This is a genomic window from Collinsella sp. An268 (genome assembly GCF_002159765.1).
Taxonomy (GTDB): Bacteria; Actinomycetota; Coriobacteriia; order Coriobacteriales; family Coriobacteriaceae; genus Coprousia.
On record NZ_NFJH01000003.1, the window covers coordinates 217,595 to 243,773 of the forward strand.

At 64.8% G+C, this 26,179-nt stretch carries 19 protein-coding genes and 1 pseudogene; 4 read left to right on the forward strand and 16 right to left on the reverse strand.

Going from position 1 to position 26,179, the window contains the following annotated elements; all coding sequences use genetic code 11:
- Positions 1-140: 140 nt before the first annotated feature.
- The 7 genes from B5F70_RS03990 to B5F70_RS04020 all read right to left on the reverse strand — a co-directional run bounded on the left by B5F70_RS03990 (position 141) and on the right by B5F70_RS04020 (position 6,758).
- Positions 141-911: a cytidylate kinase-like family protein gene (locus B5F70_RS03990; protein WP_087204261.1), complete on the reverse strand. Its 771-nt coding sequence runs from the start codon at positions 909-911 to the stop codon at positions 141-143.
- Positions 912-921: 10 nt separating this feature from the next.
- The gene (locus B5F70_RS03995) at positions 922-1,569 is read right to left on the reverse strand and encodes an amino acid ABC transporter permease (protein ID WP_087204262.1); all 648 of its coding nucleotides are present in this window, start codon (positions 1,567-1,569) and stop codon (positions 922-924) included.
- Between the two features lie 3 nt (positions 1,570-1,572).
- The gene (locus B5F70_RS04000) at positions 1,573-2,319 is read right to left on the reverse strand and encodes an amino acid ABC transporter permease (protein ID WP_087204263.1); all 747 of its coding nucleotides are present in this window, start codon (positions 2,317-2,319) and stop codon (positions 1,573-1,575) included.
- Between the two features lie 173 nt (positions 2,320-2,492).
- Entirely contained in the window at positions 2,493-3,356 is an 864-nt protein-coding gene (locus B5F70_RS04005) for a substrate-binding domain-containing protein (RefSeq protein WP_087204264.1), read from the reverse strand.
- A gap of 105 nt (positions 3,357-3,461) precedes the next feature.
- On the reverse strand, positions 3,462-4,193 hold the full coding sequence (locus B5F70_RS04010; RefSeq protein WP_087204265.1) for an amino acid ABC transporter ATP-binding protein: 732 nt from the start codon (positions 4,191-4,193) through the stop codon (positions 3,462-3,464).
- A gap of 637 nt (positions 4,194-4,830) precedes the next feature.
- Positions 4,831-5,274 carry a GatB/YqeY domain-containing protein gene (locus B5F70_RS04015; protein WP_087204266.1) on the reverse strand — a complete coding sequence of 148 codons (444 nt, stop codon included), beginning with the start codon at positions 5,272-5,274 and terminating at the stop codon, positions 4,831-4,833.
- A 2-nt stretch (positions 5,275-5,276) separates the two neighbouring features.
- Positions 5,277-6,758: a peptidylprolyl isomerase gene (locus B5F70_RS04020; RefSeq protein WP_087204267.1), complete on the reverse strand. Its 1,482-nt coding sequence runs from the start codon at positions 6,756-6,758 to the stop codon at positions 5,277-5,279.
- 224 nt (positions 6,759-6,982) lie between these two features.
- Between B5F70_RS04020 and B5F70_RS04025 the strand changes: the two genes are divergently transcribed.
- A complete protein-coding gene (locus tag B5F70_RS04025; protein ID WP_087204268.1) occupies positions 6,983-7,441 on the forward strand; it encodes a PTS sugar transporter subunit IIA in 459 nt (152 codons plus the stop codon).
- A 100-nt stretch (positions 7,442-7,541) separates the two neighbouring features.
- Here the strand turns inward: B5F70_RS04025 and B5F70_RS04030 are convergent, their stop codons facing one another.
- Both B5F70_RS04030 and glmS read right to left on the reverse strand, forming a co-directional pair.
- A complete protein-coding gene (locus B5F70_RS04030; protein ID WP_087204269.1) occupies positions 7,542-9,980 on the reverse strand; it encodes a phosphoketolase family protein in 2,439 nt (812 codons plus the stop codon).
- A 200-nt stretch (positions 9,981-10,180) separates the two neighbouring features.
- Entirely contained in the window at positions 10,181-12,070 is a 1,890-nt protein-coding gene (gene glmS, locus B5F70_RS04035; RefSeq protein WP_087204270.1) for a glutamine--fructose-6-phosphate transaminase (isomerizing), read from the reverse strand.
- A 295-nt stretch (positions 12,071-12,365) separates the two neighbouring features.
- Here glmS and B5F70_RS04040 point away from each other — a divergent pair, with 295 nt between their 5' ends.
- The gene (locus tag B5F70_RS04040) at positions 12,366-13,523 is read left to right on the forward strand and encodes a LacI family DNA-binding transcriptional regulator (RefSeq protein ID WP_087204271.1); all 1,158 of its coding nucleotides are present in this window, start codon (positions 12,366-12,368) and stop codon (positions 13,521-13,523) included.
- Positions 13,524-13,576: 53 nt separating this feature from the next.
- On the opposite strand, the gene B5F70_RS04045 is transcribed toward B5F70_RS04040, so the two are convergent.
- A complete protein-coding gene (locus B5F70_RS04045) occupies positions 13,577-14,902 on the reverse strand; it encodes a VanZ family protein (RefSeq protein WP_087204272.1) in 1,326 nt (441 codons plus the stop codon).
- 10 nt (positions 14,903-14,912) lie between these two features.
- Positions 14,913-15,569, reverse strand: coding sequence for an HAD family phosphatase (locus B5F70_RS04050; protein WP_087204273.1), 657 nt, complete (start codon positions 15,567-15,569; stop codon positions 14,913-14,915).
- A 131-nt stretch (positions 15,570-15,700) separates the two neighbouring features.
- On the opposite strand from B5F70_RS04050, the gene B5F70_RS04055 reads away from it, so the two are divergent.
- Positions 15,701-16,573: an ATP-dependent sacrificial sulfur transferase LarE gene (locus B5F70_RS04055; RefSeq protein WP_143753918.1), complete on the forward strand. Its 873-nt coding sequence runs from the start codon at positions 15,701-15,703 to the stop codon at positions 16,571-16,573.
- A 138-nt stretch (positions 16,574-16,711) separates the two neighbouring features.
- On the opposite strand, the gene B5F70_RS04060 is transcribed toward B5F70_RS04055, so the two are convergent.
- The gene (locus tag B5F70_RS04060; RefSeq protein ID WP_087204274.1) at positions 16,712-18,781 is read right to left on the reverse strand and encodes an elongation factor G; all 2,070 of its coding nucleotides are present in this window, start codon (positions 18,779-18,781) and stop codon (positions 16,712-16,714) included.
- 388 nt (positions 18,782-19,169) lie between these two features.
- Between B5F70_RS04060 and B5F70_RS04065 the strand changes: the two genes are divergently transcribed.
- Positions 19,170-19,685 carry a bifunctional nuclease family protein gene (locus B5F70_RS04065; RefSeq protein WP_087204275.1) on the forward strand — a complete coding sequence of 172 codons (516 nt, stop codon included), beginning with the start codon at positions 19,170-19,172 and terminating at the stop codon, positions 19,683-19,685.
- Positions 19,686-20,134: 449 nt separating this feature from the next.
- Here B5F70_RS04065 and gyrA read toward each other — a convergent pair whose 3' ends face one another.
- The 4 genes and pseudogenes from gyrA to B5F70_RS04085 form a co-directional block, all read right to left on the reverse strand.
- Positions 20,135-22,885 (reverse strand): DNA gyrase subunit A, encoded by a 2,751-nt coding sequence (gene gyrA, locus B5F70_RS04070; RefSeq protein WP_087204299.1) that lies wholly within the window; start codon positions 22,883-22,885, stop codon positions 20,135-20,137.
- A gap of 22 nt (positions 22,886-22,907) precedes the next feature.
- Entirely contained in the window at positions 22,908-24,935 is a 2,028-nt protein-coding gene (gyrB, locus tag B5F70_RS04075; protein ID WP_087204276.1) for a DNA topoisomerase (ATP-hydrolyzing) subunit B, read from the reverse strand.
- A 145-nt stretch (positions 24,936-25,080) separates the two neighbouring features.
- Positions 25,081-25,644: a DciA family protein gene (locus B5F70_RS04080; RefSeq protein WP_241145897.1), complete on the reverse strand. Its 564-nt coding sequence runs from the start codon at positions 25,642-25,644 to the stop codon at positions 25,081-25,083.
- Between the two features lie 45 nt (positions 25,645-25,689).
- Positions 25,690-26,179 (reverse strand): annotated as a pseudogene (locus B5F70_RS04085) (DNA replication and repair protein RecF); the annotation flags it as partial.

The window sequence follows — 26,179 nt, forward strand, 5'->3', positions numbered from 1 at the left end:
GTGCTTTTCCTCCATCTGGCCCCTGTTGGGACTCAGAACGGAAGAAAAGCGCTCGGGAGCATTGGTTTAGCGCCACGAGCAGTGCGAGTGCGCCATTTCAAAGGTGAGCCGCTTGGCTCGGGAGGGGCGACCCCGCGGACCTACTCCACCGTCGCCGGCACATGCAGCGGACGCGCCGCCTCAGCCTCCTCGGTAGCGCGCGAGGCCGCCTCCTCGCAAACGCCGAGCTCGCGCAACTTGGCACGATACGCCGCCGCGATGACCTCCATGCAGCCCTCGCGGCCGAGCTTGGCGCGGTTGACCACAAGGTCCTTACCGCTGTCCATACGCCACTTGCCCGCAGAGTACCGCTTGTAGAAGTCCTCACGGAAACGCTGCATGCGCTTCACCAGGCGGGCACCCTGCTGCCGGGTGAGGCCGCGCTTATCGCTCACGATCTTGATGCGGTCCTCAACCGGTGCGGTTACGAGCACCGCGATATGATTGGGGTTAAAGCGCAGGATGTAGTCGGAGAGGCGCCCCTCGATGATGCAGCTCTCGGTGGAGCCCAGGTCCAGGATCACCTGCGTCATCTGCTCAAAGAGCTTGTCGGCAAGCGTGCGCGAGTCCACGCGGTCGGGCAGGAAGGCGGTAAACTCGGCCGCCAGCTGCTCGTCGTACTGGGCGATCTTGTCGACGGTCTCGCCGGCGCGCTGGCTCGCGCGAACGAGCACCTCCTTGTCGTAGAGCGGAATGCCCAGCTCGCTCGCGAGCATCTTGCCGATCTCGTGCCCCTCGGCGCCAAAGTCACGCGCGATGGTGATGACCACCGGCTGCCCCGCGCGGTCGGCCTCGGCGGCCGAAACCCGCGCCTCGATGCGATCGCGCCGCGTCGGGCGCGCCTGCAGAAGCGTCCTGATGTCGATAGCCATAACGACCTCCCTACGCCGCGACCACGCGCCGCTGATACGCGCGCACCACGAGCGAGATGCCAAAGTTCAGCGCAAAGTAGAGCAGGAACACAAACCCGTAGAGCAGAAGCACCTGGCTGAGGTCGGTGGTGTAACCCATCACGACCTTGGCCGAGAACATGAACTCCATCACGTTGATGCCCGCAAGGTACGAGGAGTCCTTGATGACCGTCGTGCACTGCGAGAAGAGCGCCGGGATGATCGTCTTGAAGGTCTGCGGCAAGATGATGTAGCGCATGCTCGCAAAGAAGCCAAAGCCCTGGCTCTTGGCCGCCTCAAACTGGCTCTTGGGGATGGAGTTGAGGCCGCCGCGCACGATCTCGGCCATAACGGCGGAGGTGAAGAGCGTAAACGCCAGCACCGAGATAAAGACGTCGGACCCCTTGACCGTAAAGTAGATAAAGAGGATCCACAGCAGGTTAGGCGTGCAGCGGAAGAGCTCGATATAGGCCGAGACCAGCCACTTGAAGATGCTCAGCTTGCCCGTGCAGTACTGCTTGATGAGCGCGAGCACCGTGCCGAACACAACCGAGCAGATGATGGCCAGGACCGAGATCTCGATGGTCTTGAGAAAGCCCGCCATGATGAACGAGACGTTTGCCGGGGTAAAGATCGCCATGGGTTACGCCTCCTTCGCGGGCTCGGGGGTGATGCCGGGGATCTTCTTGGCGCGCGGGCGCACCTTGGAGCGCTTCTCGAGCCACTGCACCAGCAGCGCCAGCGGGAAGCAAATGATGAAGTACAGCACGCAGGCCATGATGTAGCCCTGGAGGTAGCCGTAGGTCGAGACGAAGTTGTCGGCGTTGTACATGAGGTCGCCGCCGGCGATGAGCGCGAGCACCGAGGTGTTCTTGACCAGGTTGAGCGCCTGGTTGCAGAGCGGCGGCAGGATGACCTTGAAGGTTTGCGGCAGGATGATGAGCATGTAGGCCTGCGCACGCGTAAAGCCCTGGCTCTGCGCCGCCTCCATCTGGCCGCGCGGCACGCTCTCGATGCCGGTGCGGATGACCTCGGAGATGTAGGCCGCGTGGTAGAGGCCCACGCCGAGCGCGCCGATGGCAAACGACGACAGGCGCACCGGGCTTGGCGCGCCGAGGATGGCCTGCAGCACGCGCGGGCCGGCCATGTAGTAGAAGAACACCTGCACGGGCAGCGGCGTGTTCTGGAAGAACTCGACGTACACGCGGCTGATAGCGCGCAGAATGCGCGAGCGTGTGGTCGAGAAGACGCCCAGGATGCACCCGAGCACCAGCGAGATCGCCAGACCGGCGATCGTCACCTGCAGGGTAAAGCCAAAACCCTGCCAGAAGCTATCCATAGAGGCGAGTGTGATCTGCCATCGTCTAGGGTCGAAGAGACCGTCGAGCATAGCCCTTCCTTTCCAAAGCGCCCCGAGGAGCGGGGCAGCGCCGCATCGGCGCCCTCGGTGCGTACCGGCTGGCGAGTGCCGGTCGCCCGCCCTGGGCACGGTCAAAGCGGGAAGCGGGTACGGCGCAACCGATGGCGCAGCACCCGCCTCGCACGCGTCAGAAACACCTGGTCTTACGCGCTCTCGCCGAGCCAGGTGGTGATCTCCTCGTCCATCCAGCCGTTGCCGATCAGCTCGGACACCGTCTCGTCCACCACGCCGGAGAGGTCGGAGCCCTTCTTGGTGGCAACGCCGTACTCCTGCGTGCCAAACTTGATGTCGGGCTCGACCAGCTCCTTCTGGTCGTTCATGTAGGTGTTGAGCGTGGAGCGGTCCATGGCGAAGGCGTCGATGTTGCCGCTCTCGAGCGCCGAGTTGATGGACGGGTAGTCGGGGTACTCGTTAAACGTCGGCGTGGCGTCGATACCCTCGTCCTCGAGCATCTGCAGGATGGCGTCCTTTGTGGTGGAGCCCTGCGACACGCCGATGATCTTGCCGTCGAGGTCGGCCATAGACTCGATGCCCGAGTTCTTCATGACCATGATGCCCACCGAGTCGGTGCGGTAGGGCTCGGAGAAGTCCCAGTCCTCCTCGCGCTCGGGGGTGATGGTGTAGGTCGCCACGACCACGTCGAGGGTGTCGTTGTCGATGAGCGGGCCGCGGGTCTTGGGCGTGACGGCGGTAAACTCGCACAGGCCCTGCTCCTTAGCCTCCTCGTACGTGGTGCCGAGCACCGCGGCTGCGAGCTGGTAGCACAGGTCGATCTCGAGCCCCTCGTACTCACCGGTCTCGGTGTTGAGGTAGCCGTAGCCCACAACGTCCTGCTTAACGCCGCAGTTGAGCTTGCCGCGCGCCTTGATGGCCTCGACCTTGGACTCGCTGGAGGTGGAGCCGTTGCCGGCATCCTCACCCGAGCAGCCGGCGAGGACGCCCATGCTGCCGAGAGCGGCGGCGGAGAAACCGAAAACCTTCACGAACTGACGACGGGACAGAGACATAAGAGGTACCTCCTTTTGGTACGGGCGCCCACCGGGTGCGCCGGGGCGCGGGCGCCGTGCGAGCCGCCCGAGCGCAAGGCCGGGCGGGTTGGCCAAAACGACGCGCTAGTGCAGGATCTTGTTGAGGAAGTCCTTGCAGCGCGGGTTCTGCGGGTTGGTAAAGAAGTGCTCGGGCGTGCCCTCCTCCAGGATCTGACCGTCGTCCATAAAGATCACGCGGTCGGCCACCTGCTTGGCGAAGTTCATCTCGTGCGTCACGCAGATCATGGTGATGTTCTCCTGTGCGAGCTCGATCATGACGTCGAGCACCTCCTGGATCATCTCGGGGTCGAGCGCCGAGGTGGGCTCGTCAAAGAGGATGATCGGCTGCTTGGTGCACATGGCGCGCGCGATGGCGACGCGCTGCTGCTGGCCACCCGAGAGGTTCTGCGGGTACTCGCCCGCCTTCTGCGCGAGGCCGACGCGCTCGAGCGCCTCCATGGCGGTCTTGGTGGCCTCCTCCTTGCTCTTCTTCTGAAGCTTGATGGGGGCGAGCGTGAGGTTGCCGAGGACCGTCATGTTGGGATAGAGGTTGAACTGCTGGAACACCATCGAGCTGTACTTGCGGGTGAGCTCGAGGTGATTCTTCTTGGTCATGAGGTTGCCGTCGATGTACACCTCACCGGTGGTGGGCTCCTCCAAAAAGTCGACGCACCGAATGAGGGTCGACTTGCCCGAGCCGGACGGCCCGATGATAACGACCTTCTCGCCACGCTTGACGGTAAGATCGATGTCCTTCAGCACGTGGAGGTCACCGAAATACTTGTTAAGGCCACGAATCTCGATCATCTCGGCCATGCGCAATCCTTTCTATCTGAGGCGCTCGCCGCGAGGCGCGCGTGCGCGCGAGGTGGCGCGGCGCACCACTCATGCTAGAGTAGTAAAGCGGCTGCGATACCCCAGATACACTACCTGCAACGCACAGGTAACGCGCCTGACCCACAGCCGTCATCAAAGCACCCCCTTACGGGGCGCAGCGATTCGTTAATCATACCCTAATTATTAGGCAAGTAAACACTTTAGTGTGATGGAGTGCTTCTTGCTCTACCAACTCCCTATGCCATGAAGCTGAGGCCTCTCGCGAAATGCGCGCCCCGTTCTCACCGCGGCGCGCACACCCACCATACGTCCGCGGGTTCACCAGACGGCATTTTGCCAGAGCCTTCGTACATTTCTGGCTGCCATGAACCCGTAAATGCGCTGGAGGGGCGAACCGGGAGCGTAGGGTTCACTACAGCCAAAAATGTACCTGTTCCTACCTGCAGGTTTTCTGCGAGCACATATGCGGGTTCATGGCCGTGTTCATTGCAGCAAATATGTACTTCATGCAAGACGCGCCGCGGCCGCGATGCGCCTGCACTAAAGAGAAAGGGCCGCCGAACATGCGGCGGCCCCAACAACGCGCAAGCAAAGCGGGAATGCGCAGCCCCACCTGCTAGCTCAGACGCGAGCCAACCTCCTTGGCTGCGGCGGCTTTGTCCAGGTTGCCACCGGTCGCCTGATTGAGGGCGCCCATCACCCGGCCCATATCCTTCTTGGTAGTCGCGCCGAGCTCGGCGATGGTCTTCTCCACCAGCGCCACCAACTCCTCGCCCGAGACCTGCGCCGGCAGCAGGCTCTCCAGAATCTCAACCTGTTCGCGCAGCGTATCGGTGCGCTCCTGGTTGTTGCCCGCCTTCTCCGACATCTCCAACGTCTCCGACGTCTGCTTGATGAGGCGGCGGATCATATTGGTCACGTCCTCCTCCGTAGCATCGCGGCGCTCGTTCACCTCGACGTTCTTCACCTCGCCCATCACCTGGCGGATGATGGAAAGGCGCGTCTTGTCCTTAGCCTTCATGGCCGCGACCATGGCCTCGTGCAGTTCCTCGTTTGTCATCGCTACTCCGTCTCCTCGTTCGTCGCCGCGCCGTCTTCTGCCGCGGCATCGCTGTCCTCGTTCGTCGCGGCGTCTGCGGTCGCATCGCCGCTGTCGGAGCTCGGGTCCTCCGTGCCCGCGAGCGACATATCCACGTTGTAGGGAACGTCCTCGGGCATGGGGTTGATGGTCACACCCGCGTCTTCAACGTAGCCGTCGAGCCACTCGCTGTACGCGGTCGACTGCGCCGAGCTCGCCAGGCTGTCAGAAATCTGCGTGCGCAGGTCCTCGGGGATCTGGTCGATCGACGTCACCTCACCATCCACGTGGAAGAGCTCCGTGCAGAGGATGAGGTGGTAGCCGTAATCGGACTCCACCACGCCGCTCATCTCGCCGGGCTGCAGCGCCGAGAGGGCGTCCTGATACGCCGTCACGAAGGTGGTGAGCTTGTCCCAGCCAACGTCGCCGCCGTCCGACGCGGAGGAATCCTCGGAGTTCTCCTTCGCCGCGTCCTCAAACGAGATGTCGCCCGCCTCAATCTGGGCGCGCAGGTCCTCGAGCTTCTGGCGCGCCTCTTCCTTCGTGGCCTCATCGGCATCCGCGTCGACCTTGATGAGAATGTGCGACGAGCGGCGCGCGTCGTTCAGCGTGTCGAGACGGCCGTTGACGTCGTCGATGATCTCCTGGTCGGTGGGGTCCTCGAGCGGCGCCACCTCCTCGCGGAGCTTCTGCTGCTCCAACGAAGACGCCACCGACTGGCGCAGCGTGTCCTCGGTATAGCCGATGGAGGTCATCTGAGAGACGTACTCATCAGCCGACATACCGTAGGCCTCGGCCTGCGAGGCGAGCTCGTCGTCGATCTCTTCGTCCGAAACCGTGATCTCGTACTCGTTCACCGCCTGGGTGAGGAGATACTGCCGAGCAAGGCTGTCGATAACCTGCTCGCGCAGCGTCTCCGGCGTGAGACCCTGACCGTCGAGATAGGTCGCCCATGCGGCGTCGGTGTCGTATCCACCGTTCTGACGCGTGCTCATGATCTGCTTGGTCACCGTATCCTCGGTGATGTTAACGCCCTTGACCTCGGCGGCAACGCCACCGGTAAGGTGATACTGCTCACCACCGGAGCTCACCTGGTTGAGCACGCCCGAGCACGCCATGGCGGTAACGGAGAGCAGCATCGCCGCAACGCCGATGGCGACCAGGACATACTTTCCCGCCTTGCCGAGCTTCTCTTTGTGCTCGCGCCGGCGCGCCGCCTTGCTGGGTGCGCCCTCCTTGGCCTGACGCGCGGCACGGGCGATAACCTTGTCCGCCTTCTCACCCGAGGTTTTGCGACCCGCAGTACCGGCCCTCTTGCCGGCATCCTTCTTGCCGGTGGCCTTGGCGTCGGGAGCAGACGAGCCATCGCCCGCGAGCTTGCTCGAGGCGGCACGCTTCACGGTGCCGGATTTCTGGGGTGTCGTAGAGGACGCATCGTCCTTGTCATGTTTGTGGAATAGAGCCATGGGATCATTCCCCTCAGACCGCCGCCTTGACCAGACGGCGTCTCAGTGTAGGTAAAGGCAGGTGAGGGCTCTGCGACGACCGCTCGGGCCCCTGCCTGCGCACAGGTGCAGATAAGCGGTATTCTCGCATAACCGGCGTTTTGTTACCATGCCCCTAACAGGTGCATCACATAGCGCCGAAGCGCAGACGTGAGCACCAGCTCCATCCTGTCCCGGGAGGTTCCATGGCGCTCGATACCACGCTCTTCGATTCCGACCTCACGTTTTGGGGATGGTCTTGCACCACACCCAACGAGCTGTTTGCACGCCTTGCCGACGAGCTTGAGGTGCGCGATCTCGTTGCTCCCACATGGCGCGGCGCCGTCGCGACGCGCGAGGAGGTCTACCCCACCGGTCTTGCAACCGCTTCTTGCGGCATCGCCTTGCCGCATGCGGACGCCGAGCACATCATCCGGCCCTTTATCGCGCTGGTGCGGCCGGCGTCGCCCATACCGTTTGAGCCCATGGGAGGCATAGGCGACACCGTCGACGCCGAACTGGTTATGGCGCTTGGCTTTACGCATGCCGAAGATCAAATCGGCGCGTTGCAGCACGTGATGGAGGTCTTTGCCAACGAACGCACGGGCGAGGCTCTGCGCGCGGCAACATCGCCTGCAGAGCTCATCGCCCTCCTGCGCGGGTAGAGTCGATCACCCGCGGGCGCGGGCGCGAAGCACTGGCTTGGCGCTATATCTGAGTGTCACCAGTATGCGGCAGATCGGACGGCGCCGGCGCGCGACCGTCCTACATGAGGCCGAGCGACGGGTGGTCGACCCCATGTTCTACCGTGTAATTCCACATCACCTCGCGCGTCCGCACGAGCGTTTGGCACACGTCGGCGAATCGCTCGACGCCGCATTGCTGCAGACCCAAAGCCGTAAGGGCAAAGCGGTCCATGCCGTTCGCGTACAGCAGGCCGTAGGGCGTGGTGGTCGAACCCTGGTTGCGGAAGCCCCGCACACAGAATCGGTCGGCACCGGGGCGGCGTGCGATGAGGCGCAGGACCTGGCCCTCGTACCCGTGGAAGCAGAAGAGCACCGGCACGCCGAGCGGGAAGAGCTCCTCAAACGCATCCTCGGCAAGCGGCCGGAACGCATCCCCCGGCATGGCGAGCCGCAGCAGGTCGACCACGTTGACGAACCGCACGCGCAGGCCCTCGTCCGCCATGGCGCGCGCGGCGGCGAGCGCCTCGACGGTGACCACATCGCCCGCGCTTGCCACCACGATGTCCGGCTGCTCGTCCGCAGCAACGTTGGAGGCCCACTCCCATATCGCGGCGCCTTGCGCGAGCTCGGCCTCCGCCTCTGCAAGCGTCAGGTAGACCGGGCTCTCGTGCTTGCCCGCCACGATACCGTTGACGCAGTTGGTCGAGGCGTAGCAGCGGCGCATGACCGCGAGCATCATGTTGGCGTCCACCGGGTAGTAGACGCGCACGATATCGCGCGGACCCGCTTTGTTGATGAGCAGGTCGGCAAATCCAGGGTCCTGATGGCTGAAACCGTTGTGGTCCTGGCGCCACACGTGGCTCGTGAGCAGAATGTTGAGGCTCGAGAGCGGGGCGCGCCACGGCGCGGTGTCCGCAGACTCGGAGAGCCATTTGAGGTGCTGTCCCACCATGGAGCCCGCCACCTGCGCAAACGCCTCGTACGTGGCCCAGATGCCATGGCGCCCGGTGAGCACGTACCCCTCGAGCAGACCCTCGCACTGATGCTCCGAGAGGACCTCGACCACCTTGCCGGAGGGGACGAGGTCGAGTTCGGACGGCTCCGCGAGGGCCAGGGTACCGCCCGCGTTCCATTGCTTGCCGGTGACCTCGAGCGACGCGTCCATCCGGTTGGAGGAAAGCTCATCGGGGCTGAACAGCCGGAAGTTGTCTGGATTCTCGCGCATGACCTCGCGCGTGTAGGCGCCGCAGATGCCGGCGAGGCCCACTGCGCGCTGGCCGCGCGTCGAGGGGGTGATGATATAGGCATAATCCGCCGGATCGGGCAATGCGAGCTCGGCGCGCACGCTCCCGCCGTCGGCGATCGGGTTGGCGCCGAGGCGCAGCGCGCCCGTCGGCATAACGGAGCGCACCTCGTCTACCAGCGCACCGCGCTCGTCAAACAGCTCCTCCGGATGATACGAGCGCAGCCAGCCCTCGAGCCACGCCAGGAGCTCGGGGTCGGCGCCCACGCGGACGGGCACCTCGTGAATGGCCGCGGCATCGCCAAACGGCGCGCCGTCGGGTGCCACGGGCATGGTCCAACCCTTGGGCGACTGGAAGATGATAAGGGGGTAGGAGGGCGCGTACGACGTTGCGGGTATGCCGGTGATGAGACCGCCCGCCGCCTCGCGCGCGGCGTCTTTGATGACGCAGATGCGCTCGTAGACGTCCTCCATGAGCTCCGCCATGCGGGCATGGAACGAAAGCGGGTCCTCGTCGTCAAAACCAACGGTAAAGGTCACCGGGTCGTAGCCGAGCCCGCGGAAGTACGCCTCACGCTCGCCCACCGAGGCGGCCGCGAGCATCGAGGGCGTGGTGATCTTGTAGCCGTTCATGTGCACCACGGGCAGCACGATGCCGTCCGTCGCCGGATTCATGATGCGCGACATGCTCCACGCCGAGGCGATGGCACCCTCCTCCGCCTCGCCATCGCCCACAATGGGGACGATGAGCTGGTCGGGATTGTCAAACGCCGCACCAAAGGCATGGCTGAGGGTGTAACCGAGCTCGCCGCCCGTATGGATGGACCCCGGAATGGCGGCGGTGCAGTTGGAGGGCATGCCGCCGGGCGCCGCATAGGCACGCATAAACTCGGCGATGCCCGCCTCATCATCGGTGATGCGGGGGTAGCGCTCGGCATACGTGCCATCGACCAGCGCGCTCACCGCTCCCGCCGAACCACCGTGGCCGGGACCAATCACCACCAGCGCTCGCTGGGCGTGATCTGCCATCAGCCGGTTGAGGTGCGCGTAGATAAAGTTGAGCCCGGGGATGGTGCCCCAGTGACCCACCGGGCGCGGCTTGACGTCATCAAACGTCAGGGGCCGGCGGAGCAGCGGGTTGGACCGCAGATAGATCTGCCCGACCGACAGGTAGTTTGCGGCGCGCCAATACGCATCAAGCGCATGGATCGCCTCGGGAGAGATGCGGACGCGACCTGTGCGCCACGCCCGAGCAGCCTCTTGCTGCGACGCCATAGCTCCCCTCCCCTTCGACCGCCAAGAACGCGTTAGTCATACCATCATAGGCCATGCAGCGGCTGGGGTCGCCGTGCTTGCGGCAGACGGTCCTAAAGGGCCAGTTTACGCGCCGGGGTGCCACCATTTCTCCACCGTCATGCGGAGACAGCGCATCAAACGAGCAGGCAATCTCAAGACCCAGCGACCGGCCGGGTACCCTACTCCACCGTCACGCTCTTGGCGAGATTGCGGGGCTGGTCCACATCGCACCCGCGCATGAGGGCCACCTCGCGCGCGAGTAGCTGCAGCGGCACCGTAGCCGTGATGGCGCTGAAGGCATCGCGCACCGGTGGGATGTAGATGACATGGTCGGCGATCTTATGGATGTCCTCGTCGCCCTCGGTTGCCACCACGATGATCTTGGCGCCGCGTGCCTCGCACTCCTTGAGGTTGGAGACGGTTTTGTCGTACACGGGGCTCTTGGTGGCGATGGCGATAACAGGGAAATCGCGGTCGATGAGCGCGATAGGGCCGTGCTTCATCTCGCCCGCGGCGTATGCCTCCGCATGCAGGTAGCTGATCTCTTTGAGCTTGAGGGCGCCCTCGTTGGCGATGGCGGCGCCCATACCGCGCCCCACAAAGAGCGCCGAGTGCGCATCCTTGCAGGCGAGGGCGGCCTCGTGAATCGCCTCTTCCTGCGTGTCCAGAATCCACTGGATCTGCTCTGCCGTGTTGCCGAGCTCGCTGAAGAGCAGGCGCACCTGACCCGTCGTCAGCTTGCCCTTGACCTGCGCGAGCAGCAGGGCGAGCAACGTGAGCGACACCACCTGGCCGATAAAGCTCTTGGTAGAGGCAACGGCGATCTCTTTGTTGGCCTTGGTGTAGATGACGCCGTCGGACTCGCGCGCAACCGGCGAACCCACCACGTTGGTGATGCCAAACACCTTGGCGCCCTTGATGCGCGCGTCGCGGATGGCGGCGAGCGTGTCGGCCGTCTCGCCGGATTGACTCACCGCGACCACCAGCGTCGACGGCGTGATGATGGGATTGCGATACCTGAACTCGCTCGCCGCCTCCACCTCGCACGGGATGCGCGCCCACATCTCGATGAGGTTTTTGGCGATAAGCCCGGCGTGATAGCTCGTTCCGCACGCGATAACGTAGACGCGGTCGATGAGGTTGAGCTCCTCCATGGTGAGGCCGAGCTCGTCGATGTCGAGCTCACCACCCGTCATACGGCCCACGAGCGTGTCGCGCACGACGCGCGGCTGCTCGCAGATCTCCTTCAGCATGAAATCGGGGTAGCCGCCCTTTTCCGCCATATCGATGTCCCAGTCGATGTGGGTCACGGCGGGCTCGATGGCGTTACCCTCGGCGTCGGTATAGGTGATGCCCTCGCGCGTGAGGCGGGCGAACTGGCCGTCTTCGAGCACGACGACGTCGCGCGTCGCATCGATGACGGCGATGACATCGGATGCCACATAGCTGCCGCGCTCGCCGCGGCCGATGATGATGGGGGAGTCCTTGCGGGCCACCGCGATGACACCGGGCTCGTCGGCGCACACGACCGCCAAGCCGTAGGCGCCAACCACATGCGTGCACGCCTCGCGCACCGCGCCCATCAGGTCATGGCAACCCGGCCGCGCGGGCTCGCCGGTGGCGGCGTCGGCGGGGCGGCCGTCGTAAGCCTCCTCGATGAGATGGGCGAAGACCTCGGTATCGGTATCGCTCATAAACGTATGACCGCGGCGCACAAGGGCCTCGCGCAACTCGGCGAAGTTCTCGATGATGCCGTTGTGGACAAGGGCGATGCGGCCGTCGCAGCTTACGTGCGGGTGGGCGTTTGCCACGCTCGGCCGCCCGTGCGTGGCCCACCGCGTGTGGCCGATGCCGCAGGTTGCAGCGCTGTCGACACCCACCAGCTCGGACTCGAGGCCGGCAACCTTGCCCACGCGTCGCACGACGTCGATGCGGGGGTCGCCTGCACCGTCCGTTGCCTCGAGGGCCACGCCCGCCGAGTCGTACCCGCGGTACTCCAGTCGCTTAAGACCGTCCACCAGAATGTCTTTCGCCTGGTCAAGGCCGGTGTAACCCACAATACCGCACATAGAGAGAGCTCCTTAGCGTCTGCGTCCATCCGTTCGCACCCGCCGAGACCGGGGGCTACCCCGATGCGGCGGCCGTGTGCCGCGTATAGCGGAACAGGCTTTTTATTGTAGGGGAGCCCCCGATTGATAAACGCCACATACGACATAATTGGTCATGCTTTTACGATACCAGTATGCTTTCTTCACATTGCTGAAGCGCTTCAATTCTTGGTATGCTCATAGCGTCACCGCACGCCGGCCGCCTTTTGCAGGGCCGGCTGCGATGCGACCGCAAGACCACAGGTGAGGAGCACCCATGGCAAAGGTCAAGATTATCGACGTCGCGCGCGAGGCCGGCGTCTCGCTCGGAACCGTTTCCAACGCCCTCAACCACCCCGAAAAGGTGCGGCCCGACACGCGGCGCCTCATCCAAGAGGCCATCGACCGGCTGGGGTACACGCCCAACCAGAGCGCGCGCCTGCTCGCGGGCGGACGCAACACCGCCATCGGCCTCGTCCTCCCCCGCCTGAACCACGGCACGAGCCTGCAGGTCGCCAACGGCGCGCATGCCGAGGCTCTCAAACTCGGATACGACCTCCTCATTGCCACGAGCAGCAACAAGCGCGATCTCGAGCGCCACTACCTCGACTACTTTATGGGAACGCAGGTAGCAGGCGTGCTGGTGCAGCCCGCCGAGATCGAGCGCTGGCAGCCGTATCCGCACACATTTGCCCCCACGGTGTACGTGGGCGTCCACAGCGACGAGCCGGGGTTGTTTGTCACGGCCGACCACCGCGCGCAGGGGCGCATCGTCGCCGCGCACCTCATCACCCGGCACGCGGAGCGGGTGGCGATCGTGGGCCACGCGGCCAACCAGACGCTCCGCCTGCGCCTAGAAGGTGCGCGCGACGCCTTCGCGGCGCGACCGGACATCGCCCTCGAGGTGCTGGATGCCGGTGAGGGCGACGTCTCGGGCGACGGGTACAGCCTGGGTCACCAGATCGCCCGCCGGCGCGCCGACGAACGGCCGGACGCGCTGCTCGCCCTGACCGACGAGCTCGGTGCGGGCGCCATAGCGGGCATTATGGCAGCGGGGCTCACCGTACCCGATGACCTGATGGTCGCAGGCTGCGGCGGAAACCCGCTTGCGTGGGGCGGCGCCGTCTCGCTTACCACAAGCGCGCCCACGGGCTATGAGGTGGGACGCAAAGCCGTGCAGCTCGTGGTGGAAGCTATCGAGCTCAAGCGCGCCGAAGAGCGGGCGAGCATACGGCAGGTGCGGACCACTATGCCGCGCTCCGCCGCCCCGCTGCCGCGCGCGTCTCTGACAGAAGAGCACGAACCCCTCACCCACCACGAGCTGGTACGGCCGTTTCTCCTTGCACGCGAGAGCACCGGAGGCACGGGTACCGTAACGCCCCTCGGCACCCAAACCGCGCTCATCCCCGAGCTCAACTTGGGCGTGTATCTCTAAACACGGTCCGGCAATAGATTCTTTGGGCCGCGAAACCGGGAAACGGCGGCGCGCTAGATGCGGCCCTGCTCCTCCGGGTCAAAGTCGACGCCCTCATCGGCACTCGTCGTATCAAACGAGCTGTCGAAGGCGTCATCCAGATCGGTACCCAAGGGATCGATATCGAGCTCATGGAGCTCCTCCGCGAGCGTCTCCTCATGGCGCGCCGTGCGGAAACGGTCCGCCTGTGCAACGGACATGATGCGCGTATTTGAGATGATGCCGTTGAGCATGACGAACGGATGCTTAAAGGCCGAGCGCACGGCGCGCACCGCAATCGTCACCATCCAGGTGACGTACACCGAGAACAGCACCGCGGAGATGCCGGCGGAGCTGATGGACACCTCGTCGCCCAGATGCAGCACAGGGCTGCCAGCGGCGGGGAACAGCGCCGCGACCCATGAGGGCAGAAGCAAGAACACCCAGAACAGAAGGCCGTAGCGCACGATATAGGAGATGCCGGGCGCCGTCGTGCCGTCGGGGCGCACCACACGCAGGCCCACGGCGCGGTGGCCGACGGTCTGGCCGCGCGTGAGAAGCGGCACCAGCATAAACGAGATGCCGGTAGCCCCTATCAACAGGCCGATGTGACCCGCGGCGGTATCGTCGGCGGCGGGAAAGGCAAGCCGCAAGACAGCGAGCACGACCGCGGTAACCGCCATATCGACCGCAAAGGCAACCAATCGGCGCGAGAACGACGTGTGCGCCGCCCCGCGCTCGATGGCGCGCTCCTCCACGTCGTCCATGTGCGGCAGGAAGCGGCAGAGCGGCAGCGCCACCACCGATCCTATGAACGCGCCCAGGGTGTTGGTGATGAGGTCGTCCACGTCGAACAGCCGATACGGGTGCGCATAAATGCCAAAGAGCCCCGTCACCTGCGAGACCTCGAAGAAGAGCGATAGCGCGAAGCCGGCCAGCAGCGCCTGCCACCACGGGCGTTCAAACAGGTAGCGCACGTAGACGCCGAGCGGCAGGGTGAGCAGCACATTGAAAAGCGTGGTGTATACCGAGGGGTTTCTGAGGAACGCCCACCACGATGCCGGAGACGTAAGGCTCAGGCGCTCGAGCGCGGGCCACATGATTTCCAACGCGTAGAACGGATTGAGCTGCGGCGTGGCCGCGCTGGGATAGTAGGCGCTGCGATCGGCCGGCAGGGGCAGGATGACCATGAAGTAGGCGCAGAGAAGGTAGAAGATGAACGAGAAGACGAGAAACGTCTTCCACGCGGAGATGCTCCCAAAGCGCCGATACTGATAGATGGCGTACGGGAGCGAGAGCGCCGCGGCGATAAAGGGGAAGAGCAGCGTCGCCACCCATACGTTGTTGAGATATGAGCTCACGAGCGCTCTCTTACGCTTCGGCGACGGCCGCCGGGAGCTCGGCGAGCGTGGTGAGCACGGTGCGGGCGAGGGAGGTGATCTCGGGCGTGGGGGCGATGGTGTCCGGCACGAGGTACACCGTCATACCCGCCGCGGCGCCGGCGCGCACCCCGTTGGGCGAGTCCTCCACCACGGCGCAACGAGCCGGCTCGGCACCCAGCTTTTGAGCGGCGAGCAGGAAGATATCCGGTGCGGGCTTTCCGTTCTCGACCTCGGTGCCGCCCGTGATGATGTCGAAGGCGTCGAGCATGCCGGCGCGCGAGAGGTTGAGCTCAATCATCTCGCGCGAGGAAGATGAGGCCACCGCAAGGCGATAGCCCTCCCGCTTGAGCTCGTGCACGGCGTCGAACGCGCCCGGCTTGGCATCGAGCTCCGTCTCGGCGAGCTCGCGACGCTTGACCCAATGCAGATCAAACACGCGGCGCGCGAGGTCGGCATCGCCCAGAGCCTCGGTCAGCATCGCCAGAACTGCCGGCTCGTTGTGACCCACAAAGCTCTCCGCCAGCGCGCGGGGGACGTCAGCGCCGAGCTCGGCGGCCGCAAGATCCCATCCCTTGAAACCCAGCCGCTCCGTGTCGACGAGCGTGCCGTCCATATCGAAAATGATGGCGTCGAAAGCCTTGGCCATGAGCGTTCCCTTCTCGTGCGCGGGCGCCGTTGTCTATCAATCGTCCGACAGGGGTATTGTGACAGAATGTACGCAGCTTCGGCAGGTCTTCAACGTGCCTGTCAGGGCAAAACCATCACCGGGAGGAACCCGTGACCAGCTCCAGTCCCATCTCCAAGCTCGCCGCGCTCGAGGAGCGGCTTCGTGCACTTGCACCCGTGGCGCTCGGGTTTTCCGGCGGAGTGGACAGCACGTTTTTAGCCGCCGTCTGCGCCCGCGCGATACCCGACCAGACCCTGCTCGTCCACCTCGATTCGCCGTTTGTGGGCACACCCGAGCGAGCCTCATTCCAAGGTCTCGTCGACACGCTCGGACTGCCCGTACTCGCCATCCCCTTTGACCCCTTTATCCAAGAAGACGTGCGCGCCAATGGTCCCGAGCGCTGCTACCACTGCAAACGGGCCGGATTCTCGCGCATTGCGCAAGCCGCACGGGAGCGCGGCATCGCCTGCGTTCTAGACGGGAGCAATGCCGACGACGCGGCTGCAATCGACCGCCCCGGCACGCGGGCGCTGCGTGAGCTCGGCGTGCGCTCCCCGCTTATGGAGACCGCTTGGACAAAGGCCGAGGAACGGGAGATGCTGCGCGACTGGGGCTTCCCCGTCTGGAACCTACCCGCTGGCGCCTGCCTCGCTACCCGCGTGGCGACGGGTGAGCCGCTCACGCCCGCAAAACTCGACGCCGCACGGGCGTGCGAGGATTATCTGCACGAGCTCGGCTGCACCCAAGTGCGGGCGCGCATCGCGGAAGGCGGGCTTCGCATCGAGGGGTCTCCCCAAGACCTCGCGCTCATCGCGGTCGCTCGCGGCACCGCCGCCGACGGCGCTAGCCCGCACGAAGGTCAGCCGCAGCTGCGCGGCGATGTGCTTGCACAGCTCCGCGCGCTCGCGCAAGAGCACGGCATCGCGAGCGTCTCTCCGCACGCGCGCCCCTATCGGCGCGGCAGCATGAACGCCCGGCCCTGATACGCGCGCCAACCCCCGATCTCGGCTCAACATTATGATGCGAAGGGGCGCCGTGAAACCGCAGACGGTTTCACGGCGCCCCTATCTTCCCGCGCGATGCGGGTGCGGACGCCCGAGGGTCCGCACCCCTGGCAGCGCTTACTTGTTACCGGCAGCGCGCGCCTCCTGATACTCCTTCACCAAGCGCTCCTGCACGTCGTGCGGCACCTGCTCGTAGCCCGCAGGCTCCATCTGGAAGTCGCCCGTGCCACGCGTGAGCGAACGCAGGCGCGTGGCGTAGTCGGTCAGCTCGGCGTACGGCACCGTCGCCGTCACGACGGTGTTGCCGCGCGCGTCCGTGTCCATACCGGTCACGCGACCGCGAGAGGCCGACACGTCGCCCATCACCGCACCGGCGTAGCTCTCCGGAATGGTGACCGTGATGTTCTCCATCGGCTCGAGCACCACGGGGCTCGCCTCGGCGCAGGCCTTCTGCAGGCCGATACGCGCCGCAGTGCGGAACGCCATCTCGTTGGAGTCAACGGGATGATACGAACCGTCGTACACCGCCACGCGAATGCCCGTGAGCGGGAAGCCGGCGATCACGCCGCCCTTCATGGTCTCCTGCACGCCCTTGTCGACGGCGGGGATGAGGGCGCGAGGGATGTGTCCGCCCACGACTTCGTCGACAAACTCGTAATCGCGCCCGTCGGTCAACGGCTCGACGCGCAGATAGCAATCGCCAAACTGTCCGGCGCCGCCCGTCTGCTTCTTATGGCGGCCCTGCGCGCTCGCCACGCGGCGGATGGTCTCACGATACGGAATCTTGATGGGCACGCTCTTGGCGACGACCTTCGTACGCTCCTCCAAGCGGTTGAGCAGCACGCTCACCTGCGCCTCGCCCACCGCGGAGATGATGGTCTGGCCCGTCTCCTCATCGCGCTGGATCTTCATCGTGGGATCCGCCTCGCAGGCGCGCTCGACAAACGTGTAGAGCTTCTCCTCGTCGCCGCGGTTCTCCGCCTCGATGGCGATGCGGTACTGGCTGTTGGGGAACTGGAACGCCGCGGCCTCGACCTTGCCGGTGACCGAGAGCGTGTCGCCGGTATCGGCGGCAATCTTGGTGGTGACGATGATGTCGCCCGCCTCGGCGCGACCGACCTCGGTCATCTCTCGGCCGCACATCACGTAGAGATGGGCCAGGCGCTCGCCCTTGCGGGTGCGCGCGTTGATGAGCTCGAGACCGGGGGTGAGGGTGCCGGTCAAAACCTTGATAAACGAGATGCGGCCCTGCTGCGGGTCATTCAGCGTCTTGAAGACAAAGGCGACGGGACGCTCGTCATCGGAGCTGATCTTGAGCGTGTCGCCGTCGACCAGCGGCATCTCGCCGTAATCGGTCGGCGCGGGGAAATACGTGACGATGTCGTCCATCACGGAGTGGACGCCGAGCTCCTTCGTGCAGGAACCCACGAACACCGGCACAAACAGGCGCTGGGCGATGGCCTTGCCCAAAAGCCCCTCGACCTCTTCTTGAGTGAGCGGCTCGCCCTCGAGGTACTTCTCCATCAGATCATCGTCCGCCTCGGCCACGAGCTCGCACAGCGTCTCGCGGGCCGCCTCGGCCTCTGCCTGGTACTCAGCGGGAATATCAAACTCCTCCTGCTTCGCACCCTCGCAGTGACGGGCCTTCATGCGAACGATGTCGATAACGCCCTCAAAGTTCTCGCCCGTGCCCCACGGCAGCGTAACGGCGCCGAGGCGCATGCCAAAGCGCTCGCGCAGGGTCGCCATGGTGGTCTCGTAATCGGCGTTCTCCTTGTCGATGCGGTTGATAAAGACGGCGCGGGCGAGGCGCAGGTCCTCGGCCGCGTACCAGAGCTTTACGGTTGTGGGCTGCGGGCCCTCGGCGGCATCCACCACAAAGAGCGCCGTCTCGCATACGGCCATGGCCGCGTAGGCGTCGCCGATGAAGTCAGGATAGCAGGGGGCGTCGAGGACATTCAAGCGCGCGCCCTTCCAATCGATGGGCGCGATGGAGGTCGAGATCGAGACCCCGCGCTTGACCTCCTCGGCGTCGTAGTCGAGCGTGGGCTTGGTGCCCGCATGCCCGCCCAAGCGGGCCGTTTTGCCTGAAAGGTGCAGCATCGCTTCTGCCAGGGAGGTCTTTCCTACTCCTCCCTGGCCAACCAAGACGACGTTCCTCACTTTGGCGGTCTCGGGCGCACCCATGGCAACCTCCTTCGGTTGGGCGCACGGCGCGATTGCCAAAGGTGGGAGCGCTGGTGGGACTGCGGTCCGATTATCTGGTCCGCGCACCGTGCGCGCACGAACACATACGTTATCGCTGAGCCTACCCCGCACCACGGCGGCTCATGCCGGCGATTCGCCGGACGTGGGCGTGAGGGTGGTGAACGGAGCGGGCCGCCCCGAGAAAGCACCGGAGAAAGATATGCGCACCCATGAAAACATCGTGCGTATGAGCCACACCGCGGGGTTTTGGGTATCATAGCGTATCGATTCACGCGCGCGGCGATCGCCGGCGCCGTGATGAGCGCAGCAATTAAGACTTTGAGCTGCGATTTTCATACATGCAACACGGGTACACGGGAGGTGCCATATGATTCGCGTTGATATCGAGACCATCATCATGGCCTCGGGTCCGGTACCGTCGCTCATCGTGCTCCGCGAGCGTGCCGCGGGCGCCGGCTTGGGCGCGCCGCAGCGTTCACTCTCCATCCAGACGGGATCATTCGAGGCGGCGGCTATCAGCCGCGGCATCGACCACGGTCAGGGCTCGCGACCCATCACACATGACCTGTTCTTCGACACGCTCACCAAGCTTGGTGTCAAAGTCGAGCGCGTCGAGGTAAACCGCGTCGACGCGCCGGTGTTCTATGCGCGCGTGGTGCTCGCCACGTCTGCCAGCGACGGGACGACCAGCGAGACGATAGTCGATGCCCGGCCCAGCGATGCGCTCGCCCTCGCCGTGCGGGCCAACGCTCCCATCTACGTTGAGGATGACGTCATGAACCGCGCGGGCACCCTGTCTCTCCGCACCGAGCGCGAGAGCACCGAAGACGAGCTCGAGCAGTTCGACCAGTTTGTCCAGACGCTGTCACCGGACGACTTCTAGAGAGCGTACGTGATATAGCGGCATCACGACCTCCCGTCGCCTCAAGGCGGCGGGAGGTTTTGCAATTCAAGCCTCATCAGACGCAATTAATTAACCCCCTATGGACAAAGACAGCCGTGAAATAATAAATCACCCCTTGGTACGGCTGCCTGCCAGAGCAAAAGAGCCTCACCTTGGACCGCCTGAGGTCTCAATCAGGCTCCATTTAGACATAAATGAGCGCTAACGGGGGCAGGCGGACGCGCCAAGGATGGCTTTTTGGGCGCGGTCGCCGTCGCGGGTAGGGTGTTACTTATTATTTCGCTGCCGTTTTTGTCCATAGGGGGTTATTTATATCCACCTTGCCGCCAATATGGCGCCGCCAGCGGGCGCGATGGACGGCGTGTAAGACAAAGGGGAGCCCGCAGGCTCCCCTTCGCAATGATTTCACGGTTACGCGAGGTTCAGGCCTACTCCTCGAGCAGATCCTCGATCCCTGCGTCGCCGGCACCGATGTCGATGTGATCGTCGGTGTCTCCCGAGGCGTCCGCGCCCGCACCGAAGTCGAGCGCCTCCTGGCCCTCCATAACGGCCGGCGCCTTGGGCTTCTTCTTGGCGCTCGTCATGCGCGCCACCGCCGTCACGCGGTCGCCGTCGGCGACGCTCATCATCTTCACGCCCTGCGTCGCGCGGCCGGTCTGACTGATCTCATCCGTCTTCACGCGGATGACGGTCGCGTTCTCCGTGATGATAAAGAGCTCGTGCTGCGGACCCACCGTCTTCATGGCGGCGAGCTTGCCCTTGCGCTCCGTCATCTGGATGGTGTACACGCCCTGGCCGCCACGGTTCTGCAGCGGATAGTCCGCCACCGGGGTGCGCTTGCCAAAGCCCTTCTCCGTGATGACAAAGAGGTCGCCGCGCCCGTTGGAGATCTCCATGCCGAGCACCTGCGCGTCACCCTTCATGCGGATACCGAGCACGCCCGAGGTGTCGCGACCGGTCGCGCGGACCTGGTCCTCCTCGAACATGATGGCCTTGCCCTCGGTCGTCGCCATGATGACGCGGTCGCCCTCGCGCACGCGGCGCACGTCGAGCAGGGCGTCGCCCGCCTTGAGGTTGATGGCGATGATGCCGTCGCGGCGGCTGCGGTCGTACGCGCTCATGACGGTCTTCTTGACCATGCCGCTCTTGGTGGCGAAGAGCAGGTACTCGTCATCGGGGAACTCGCGGCAGCTGATCACGCTCGCGATCTTCTCCCCGTCCTCAAAGGGCAGGAGGTTCACGATTGCCGTGCCGCGGGCCTGGCGCGTGCCCACGGGGAGCTCATGCACCTTCAGGCGATAGACCTTGCCCTTATTGGAGAAGAAGAGCACGTACTCATGGGTCGAGGCGATAAACATTTCGCTGATAACGTCGTCTTCCTTGAGGTTGACGCCGCTCACGCCCTTACCGCCGCGCTTCTGCGCGCGATAAGCCGCCACCGGGATGCGCTTCACGTAGCCGGTGTGGGTGATGGTCACGACCATGTCCTCGTCGGCGATGAGGTCCTCCACGTCGAGGTCCTTCTCAGCCTGGCTGATCTCGGTGCGGCGCTTGTCGCCGTACTTCTTGGCGATCTCGCGCATCTCGTCCTTGATGACGCCGAGGATCTTCTCCTCGTGCGCAAGCAGGTCCTCGTAGTAGGCGATGGCCTGGCGCAGCCCGGCAAGCTCCTCCTCGATCTTGTTGCGCTCGAGGCCCGTCAGGCGGCGGAGGCGCATCTCGAGGATCGCGCTCGTCTGCTCGGGCGTGAAGCCAAAGCGCGCGATAAGGCGCTCGCTCGCCTCGGTGTCGGTCTGCGAGGATCGGATGATCGAGATGACCTCGTCGATGTGGTCGAGCGCGAGCAGGTAGCCCTCGAGGATGTGCGCGCGGGCCTGCGCCTTCTTGAGGTCGTAGCGGGTGCGGCGGGTCACCACGTCGACCTGATGATCGATGTAGTGGCGCAGCATCTCCGGCAGCGACAGACACTTGGGCACGCCGCCCACCAGCGCGAGGTTGTTCACGCCAAACGTCGACTGGAGCGAGGTGAACTTGTACAGGTTGTTGAGCACGACCTGCGGAATGACACCCTTCTTGAGCTCGATGACGAGGCGGATGCCCTTCTGGGTCGACTCGTCGCGCATGTCCGAGATGCCCTCGATGCGCTTCTCGTTGACGAGCTGGGCGATCTTCTCCTGCAGGGTGCCCTTGTTCACCTGGTAGGGGATCTCGGTAAACACGAGGCGGTTGCGACCGGTCTTGGTGGACTCCACATGCGCCTTGGCGCGCACGGTGATGGAGCCGCGGCCGGTCTCGTAGGCCTGGCGGATGCCGTCCGTACCCATGATGACGGCGCCCGTGGGGAAGTCCGGGCCGGGCATGACCTGCATGAGCTCGTCCACCGTGGCGTCGGGGTTGTCGATGAGCAGGCAGGTCGCCTCGATAGCCTCGTTCAGGTTATGGGGCGGAATGTTCGTCGCCATGCCGACCGCGATGCCCGAGGAACCGTTGACGAGCAGGTTGGGGAAGCGCGCCGGCAGCACCTGCGGCTCGGCGAGCGACTCGTCGTAGTTGGGCTGCCAGTCGACGGTGTCCTTCTGGAGGTCGCGCAGGAGCTCCATCGCGGGGCGCGCGAGGCGGCTCTCGGTGTAGCGCATGGCCGCGGCGCCGTCGCCATCGATGTTGCCAAAGTTGCCGTGGCCGTCGATGAGCGGCGTGCGCATGGAGAACCACTGCGCGAGACGCACCATCGTGTCGTACACGGCCGAGTCACCGTGCGGATGGTACTTACCGATAACCTCACCGACGGTCCACGCGGACTTCTTGTGCGGACGGTTGGGGTAGATACCCGACTCGTTCATCGCGTACAGGATGCGGCGGTGCACCGGCTTCAGGCCGTCGCGCACGTCCGGCAGGGCGCGCGCCGTAATGACCGACATCGAATACTCGATAAAGCTCTGGCGCATCTCGTGACCAAACTCCGAGATCTGGAGCTGGCCGCCGTTGATGTCCTCGCCGGCGGACTCGCCGCGGTCGACCGTGCCAAAGCTCTCCTCGAGCTCGCCGTCGTCGGCCTCCTCGTCCTCGTCATCGTCGCCCTCGACGTAGACATCGGTGCCCTCGTCAGCGGCCTCGGCGCGCGCGAGCAGGCGCTTGAGGTCGTCGGAAAGCCCCTCGCCCGACTCGGGCGCGTTCTTCATATCGTCTGCCACGTAAGCTCCTTTACGCGTCCAGGAAGCGCGCGTCGTGCGCATGCTTCTCGATGTACTCGCGGCGGTACTCCACCTGGTTGCCCATCAGCTCGCGCACGGCGCGGTCGGCGGTGATGGCATCGTCGATGGTCACGCGCTGCAGGATGCGGGTCTTGGGGTCCATGGTGGTCGAGGCGAGCTGCTTGGGGTCCATCTCGCCCAAGCCCTTGTAGCGCTGGACGGTGTAGCCGCGGCGCTTCTTGGTGACTTTGCCGCCCGCAGCCTCGTCCGAATCGCCCTCATCCGGGTTAAGGCCGAGGCTCTTGATGGTGTCGCGCAGGATCTCCTCTTCCGGCTGGCGGCCGTTGGGGTAGACGTAGTGGATCTTGTTGCGCACCTTGATGCCAAAGATCGGCGGGCAGGCGACGTACACGTAGCCGGCATCGATGAGCGGGCGCATGTACTTGTAGAAGAACGTGAGGAGCAGGATGCGGATGTGCGCGCCGTCGACGTCGGCGTCGGTCATGATGATGATCTTGTGGTAACGCGCCTTGGTGATGTCAAAGTCGCCGCCCTCGCCCGAGCTCGTGGTCACGCCGCAGCCGATGGCGGTGATGAGCGACTGGATGGTATCGGACGAGAACGCACGGTGGTCGCCCACGCGCTCGACGTTCAGAATCTTGCCGCGCAGCGGCAGAATCGCCTGGATATCGCGGCGGCGCCCGTCTTTGGCCGAGCCGCCTGCGGAGTCGCCCTCCACGATGAAGAGCTCGGTCATCTCGGCGTCGCGCACCGAGCAGTCGGCGAGCTTGCCGGGCAGCGATGCGGTCTCGAGCAGCGACTTGCGGCGCGTGGCCTCGCGCGCCTTGCGGGCGGCGTTGCGCGCCTTCGACGCCTGCTGCGCCTTCTTGACGATCTCGCGACCGGCCTTGGGGTGCTCCTCAAGGTAGTCGGTGAGACCGTCGGTCACCACCTTGAGCGTGAGCGTGCGCATGAAGGAGCTGCCGAGCTTAGCCTTGGTCTGACCCTCAAACTGCGGGTCGGCCAGCTTGACAGAGATGACGGCGGCCAGACCCTCGCGCACGTCGTCGCCCGTGAGGTTGGCGTCCTTCTCCTTCAGCATGTTCTGCTTGCGCGCGTAGTCGTTGATGACACGGGTGAGCGCCGTGCGGAAGCCCTCGAGATGCATGCCGCCCTCGGGGGTGTAGATGTCGTTCGCGAAGCTCATCACGTTCTCGGAGTACGAGGTGTTCCATTGGAGCGCCACCTCGACCTCGCCGGCGCGCTCCGTCGGCGCGTCCGGCTCGCTCTTGCCCGAGAGATAGATGGGGCGCTTGAGACCGTCGGGGATCTCTTTGCCCTCGTTGAGGAATTTGACGAAGTCGACGATACCGCCCTCGTAGCAGAACTCGTCCACGCGCGGGGCGAGCTCGCGCTCGTCGCGCAGCACGATCTTGAGGTTGCGATTCAAAAACGCCGTCTCCTGCAGGCGGTTGCGCAGGATCTCGTAGTCGTAGACGGTCGTCTCAAAGATCTCGTCGTCCGGCCAGAACGTCGTCGTGGTGCCCGTGGCCTTGGAGTCGCCGATCTTCTTCATCTTCTGCGTGGTCTTGCCGCGCGAGAACTCCATCTCATAGATGTGCCCGTCGCGCTTGACCTGCACGTTCATCTTCTTGGAGAGGGCGTTTACCACCGAGACGCCCACGCCGTGCAGGCCGCCGGAGACCTTGTAAGCGTTGTTATCGAACTTGCCGCCCGCGTGGAGCACGGTCATAACCACCTCGAGGGTGGGAATCTTCTTGACGGGGTGCTTGGCGACCGGGATGCCGCGGCCGTTGTCGACCACCGTGATGGAGTTGTCGGCATGCACCGTGACCTCGATCTTGGAGCAGAAGCCGGCCATGGCCTCGTCGACGGAGTTGTCGACGATCTCCCAAACCAGATGATGCAGACCGCTCGAGCTCGTGGAGCCGATGTACATGCCGGGGCGCTTGCGAACTGCCTCGAGACCCTCGAGGATCTTAATGTCGCTCGCGCCGTAATCGTTCGATTTAGCCACGTTTTCTCCTATCGGATACCCTGCCGGATATCTCGTCGAACCGATACGCGTTCAAGCTTATCTATGATACCTGATTAGAATGGGTCTCTAGAGACCGTAGACAAGGCTCTACAAGGCCACCAGATTGCCGTCAGGACCCGATTAGCTATTGGTTAGCCTTTTTCCACTCAAGACTGGCTTTCATGGCCTTTTTGAGCGCTGCCGCCAGTTTTTGGTCAGAGATTGGTGAGACAGCGGCGTCGAGGGCGGCGTCCTCCTCAGCAGAAAGCGGCGCCCGAGCGGGGGAGGCGGCGGCAGGGCGCGCGGCACCCGGGGCGGCGGCCTGAGAGCGCGCGGCGCCGTTTGCCTGAGACCCCGAGGAGGGCTGCCGGGACACATGGCTCTTTACATGGCCCGGTTTGGTGGTGCGAAACTTGAAGCCGGCGAGCGAGACCCCCTCGCGCTCCATGCGGGCCCGGATGATCTCGCGCAGCATCGACATCTCCTGCGTCCACGAGGGCGCATCGAGATAGACGAGGAGCTCGTTGGAATCGGGCAGGTAGCGCAGGCCCGTCACGTGCGCGCCCTCGCGCGTGCCGCCGCAGACGGCGTTCCAGGCGCGATAGACGGTGCGCGACTGCTCGGCGCGCGTCATCTGCTCGCGGCGCTCTGCGCTCGCGGCACCCAGAATGCGCCGGCGCTCGTCGTCTAGATAGGCGTTCAGCTCCATGCGCACCTCCCTGGCTGCTTGGTTTGGGGACGGGGTCAAAACACGTCAGTGCATCGCCGCGTCTTTCTCTATCGTCACCACACGGGCACGGCTAAGTATAGCGTCCGAGAAGTACCCGAGGTTGGTGGTGGTGATGACGGTCTGGACCTCGCCCTCGATCCCGCGCATGAACGCCTCGCGCCGCTCGGCGTCGAGCTCGCTCATAACGTCGTCGAGTAAAAGGAGCGGCGGGTGGCCCAAGATGTCGCGCGTGACGGCCACCTCGGCGACCTTCCACGCAAGCACAAGCGAGCGCTGCTGCCCCTGCGAGGCGAACGCACGGGCATCGCGCCCGTCGACGGTAAAGCGGATCTCGTCGCGATGCGGCCCCACCAGTGTGATGCCGCGGCGGAGCTCATCGTCAAACACCGCGTCGAGCGCCTCGAGAAAGCACTCGCGCCACCAAGCGGCCTGCGCCGGGCGGTCCGCGGGTGCGGGTGCTCCGGCACAGGTGGGGGCCTCCGCGCCACCCGCGCCGGCGCAGGCCGCTTGGTGG

What these genes read in the sequence shown, in the direction of transcription:
- B5F70_RS03990 (WP_087204261.1), bottom strand. Translation starts at nt 911, where the DNA reads ATGGCTATCGACATCAGGACGCTTCTGCAGGCGCGCCCGACGCGGCGC.
- B5F70_RS03995 (WP_087204262.1), bottom strand. Translation starts at nt 1,569, where the DNA reads ATGGCGATCTTTACCCCGGCAAACGTCTCGTTCATCATGGCGGGCTTT.
- B5F70_RS04000 (WP_087204263.1), bottom strand. Translation starts at nt 2,319, where the DNA reads ATGCTCGACGGTCTCTTCGACCCTAGACGATGGCAGATCACACTCGCC.
- B5F70_RS04005 (WP_087204264.1), bottom strand. Translation starts at nt 3,356, where the DNA reads ATGTCTCTGTCCCGTCGTCAGTTCGTGAAGGTTTTCGGTTTCTCCGCC.
- B5F70_RS04010 (WP_087204265.1), bottom strand. Translation starts at nt 4,193, where the DNA reads ATGGCCGAGATGATCGAGATTCGTGGCCTTAACAAGTATTTCGGTGAC.
- B5F70_RS04015 (WP_087204266.1), bottom strand. Translation starts at nt 5,274, where the DNA reads ATGACAAACGAGGAACTGCACGAGGCCATGGTCGCGGCCATGAAGGCT.
- B5F70_RS04020 (WP_087204267.1), bottom strand. Translation starts at nt 6,758, where the DNA reads ATGGCTCTATTCCACAAACATGACAAGGACGATGCGTCCTCTACGACA.
- B5F70_RS04025 (WP_087204268.1), top strand. Translation starts at nt 6,983, where the DNA reads ATGGCGCTCGATACCACGCTCTTCGATTCCGACCTCACGTTTTGGGGA.
- B5F70_RS04030 (WP_087204269.1), bottom strand. Translation starts at nt 9,980, where the DNA reads ATGGCGTCGCAGCAAGAGGCTGCTCGGGCGTGGCGCACAGGTCGCGTC.
- glmS (WP_087204270.1), bottom strand. Translation starts at nt 12,070, where the DNA reads ATGTGCGGTATTGTGGGTTACACCGGCCTTGACCAGGCGAAAGACATT.
- B5F70_RS04040 (WP_087204271.1), top strand. Translation starts at nt 12,366, where the DNA reads ATGGCAAAGGTCAAGATTATCGACGTCGCGCGCGAGGCCGGCGTCTCG.
- B5F70_RS04050 (WP_087204273.1), bottom strand. Translation starts at nt 15,569, where the DNA reads ATGGCCAAGGCTTTCGACGCCATCATTTTCGATATGGACGGCACGCTC.
- B5F70_RS04060 (WP_087204274.1), bottom strand. Translation starts at nt 18,781, where the DNA reads ATGGGTGCGCCCGAGACCGCCAAAGTGAGGAACGTCGTCTTGGTTGGC.
- B5F70_RS04065 (WP_087204275.1), top strand. Translation starts at nt 19,170, where the DNA reads ATGATTCGCGTTGATATCGAGACCATCATCATGGCCTCGGGTCCGGTA.
- gyrA (WP_087204299.1), bottom strand. Translation starts at nt 22,885, where the DNA reads ATGAAGAACGCGCCCGAGTCGGGCGAGGGGCTTTCCGACGACCTCAAG.
- B5F70_RS04080 (WP_241145897.1), bottom strand. Translation starts at nt 25,644, where the DNA reads ATGGAGCTGAACGCCTATCTAGACGACGAGCGCCGGCGCATTCTGGGT.